Genomic DNA, 3,030 nt, shown 5'->3' with positions numbered 1-3,030 from the left:
TGCCGGCGGCGCCGGCCGGCAGCGGCAGCGGCGCCGGCTGCGCGCCGGGCTGGCGCTGCAGCAGCAGATCGAAATGGAAGCGGCTGCCGTCGCCGGGCGTGCTGTCGACGGCGATCACGCCGCCCATGGCCTGCACCAGCTGCTGCGAAATCGCCAGGCCCAGGCCGGTGCCGCCATACAGGCGGGTGGTGCTGGTGTCGGCCTGGGAAAAGGCGCGGAACAGGCGCGCCTGCTGTTCGGCGCTGATGCCGACGCCGCTGTCCTCGACGATGAAGCGCAGCCGCACCGGCTCGCCGGGCGCCGCCGCGTTGCCGGCCTCGGCCAGTTCGACGCGCAGGCCGATGTGGCCGGCGGCGGTGAATTTCAGCGCGTTGCCGACCAGGTTGACCAGCACCTGGTTGAGCCGCAGCGGATCGCCCACCAGCCGCAGCGGCACCTCCGGCGTGGCCCAGGCCAACAGCTCCAGGCCTTTTTCCGCCGCGCGCCAGGAGAACAGGTCGGCGATCTGGGCCAGCGTGTCGGCCAGGTCGAACGGCACCGTCTCCAGCTCCAGCTTGCCGGACTCGATCTTGGCGAAGTCCAGCACGTCGTCGATGATGCTCAGCAGGTTCTGGCCGGCGCGGCCGATCTTGGTGAAGTAGTCGCGCGGCTTGGCCGGCAGGTCGAGGTGGGTGCCGAGGCCGGCAAAGCCGAGAATCGCGTTCATCGGCGTGCGGATCTCGTGGCTGATGTTGGCCAGGAATTCGCTCTTGGCGCGGGTGGACGCTTCGGCGTCGGCGCGCGCCTGCTGGATGGCGCTGATCGCGCTGGCCTTCTGGAAGGCCGACACAAACGGCTCCTTCAGGGCCTTGAACAGGTCCAGGTCGGCGCGCGCGAACGGCGTGCCCTGCCTGAACACCAGGTAGCCCTGGATCTGCTGGTCGACGCGGATGCGCACCGCCAGCGTATTGTGCTTGAGGAACATGTCGGGCGCGATGACGCTGGCGCCGTTGACGAACTGTGCCTGCGCCGCGCTGGGCGCCACGCCGGCCGCCGGCTGCGCCAGGGCGTCGCTGCCCCAGCGCGCGCGCAGCGCCATCGGGCCGCCGGGCGTCTGCGGGATCAGCGCATAGGCCGCATCGACATCGCCGATGGTGGCCGATGCGCGCAGGATGGTGTGGAGCAGGGCGTCGAAGTCGAGCTCGTCGTTGATCGACTTGACGATGGCGTGCACCCGCTCCAGGTGCAGGGTGCGCGAATAGACCTGCTGCTGCAGGTTGCGCACGCGCCAGCGGTACAGGCCCCAGCCGGCCGCCAGCACCGCCAGCACCGCGCCGAGGCGCGCCCACCAGGTCTGATACCAGGCCGGCAGGAAGTGCAGTTCCATGCTCAGTTCGTGCGGACTCCAGGCGCCGTCGCGGTTGCTGCCGCGCATGTGCAGCCGGTAGTGGCCCGGCGGCACGTTGGCGTAGGTGGCGGCGCGGTGGTTGGCGTCGGCCTCGACCCAGTCCTGGTCGTAGCCGTCGAGGCGGAAGGCGTAACGGTTGCGCTGACTGGCGGAATAATCGAGCGCGGCGATTTCAATCTCGACCTTGCGGGCGCCGGGTGGAATCGCCAGCGCCCGCGCCGCGCCGCCGACGGCCAGCAGCGGCGCCGCCGGCACGGCCTGGTGATCGCGGCGCACCGAGCTGATCACCAGCGGCGGCTGGTAGCGCCACGGCTGCGGCGGCGTCGGCTGCACCACCACGTAGCCGCCCGAGGTGCCGAACACGATGTCGCCGGCCGCCGTGCGGCCGGAGGCGTTGACGATGTAGGGCTGGAACACCAGGCCGGCGGCGCGGTCGAGCCGCTGCACGCGCAGGCTGTCGGTGTCGATGGCGGCGATGCCGTCCGCGGTGGAGACCCACATGCGGCCGGCGTGGTCGGCGCGCAGCGCGGCGATCTTGTTGGAGGGCAGGCCGTCGGCGGTCGACAGCCGGCGGAAGCGGGGCGTGCCGTCGGCGTTGCGGCCGTCGAGGATGGCGATGCCGTCGCTGATGGTGCCGGCCCACAGCCGGCCCTGGCGGTCGAGCGCCAGCGTGCCGATCAGGCTGACCGGCAGCGAGGTGTCGCGGTGGGCGCCGGACAGGATCTGCTCGGCGCGGCCGGTGGCCGGATCGAAGCGGTTCAGGCCCTTGCGCGTGCCCAGCCATAGCGCGCCGTCGGCGGCGACCTGCATGGCGGGCACGCGGTTGTCGCTGAGGCCGCCGCTGCCGGGCGGGCCTTCGGTGTACAGCTGGGCGCTGCGCTGGCGCAGGTCGTAGCGCATCAGGCCCGATGGCAGGCCCAGCCACAAGACCTGGCCGGTGCGCACCAGGCTGCCGATGCGCGGATAGGGATCTCCGAGCGGCAGCGGCACGCGCCGCACCTGGCTGCCGCGGCCGCTCGTGTGGTACAGGCCGAGTCCGGTGCCGATCCAGGCTTCGCCCGGTTCCGCCTCGACCATGCCCAGCACCAGGCGGTTGGGCAGGGCGCTGTCGGGCTGGGCGGGATTCGGGCGCAGGCCGGCGTGGCGGCTGCCGTCGGCGTCGACCAGGTCGATGCCCTGGTCGCCGAGGCCCACCCACAGCCGGCCGTCGCTGTCGGTCATGAAGGCGAAGGCGGAAATCTCCGGCAGGTCGGCGCCGTCGAGGATGGTGTCGACGCCGCGGTTGGCGGGATTGTGGATGTCGACGCCGCGCTCGTTGGCCACCCACACCAGGCCGCTGCGGTCGCGCCAGACGGCGGCCGTGCGGTCGTGGCCGAGGCTGATCGCCTGGGCCGGGCGATGCACGATGCGCCGGCTGTGGCCGCCGATGTCGAATTCGATGACGCCGCCGCCATAGGTGGCGGCCCACCAGAGGCCGGGCACGGTTTCGGCGATCGACAGCACCATGGCGTTGCCGGCGTCGGGCACCTGGTCCAGCGCCAGCAGGCGCGCGCTGTCGCCGGCCTGGGCGGCGCCGACGCCGCTCTTGAGCGTGCCGAACACCACGGCGCCGGCGCCGTGGTGTTCGGCACGCTCAAGAGCGG

The 3,030-nt window shown here is 72.5% G+C and carries 1 protein-coding gene; it reads right to left on the bottom strand.

Annotated features, from left to right (window positions below; translation table 11 throughout):
* A partial coding sequence (locus GJ695_RS29255) for a hybrid sensor histidine kinase/response regulator (RefSeq protein ID WP_267874294.1) occupies window positions 1-3,030 on the bottom strand: 3,030 nt, incomplete at both ends.

The sequence above is a fragment of the Duganella alba genome (assembly GCF_009674495.1).
Taxonomy (GTDB): domain Bacteria; phylum Pseudomonadota; class Gammaproteobacteria; order Burkholderiales; family Burkholderiaceae_D; genus Rugamonas; species Rugamonas alba.
Note: the sequence above shows the minus strand (reverse complement) of the source record. Positions and strands in the feature narration are given on the sequence as shown.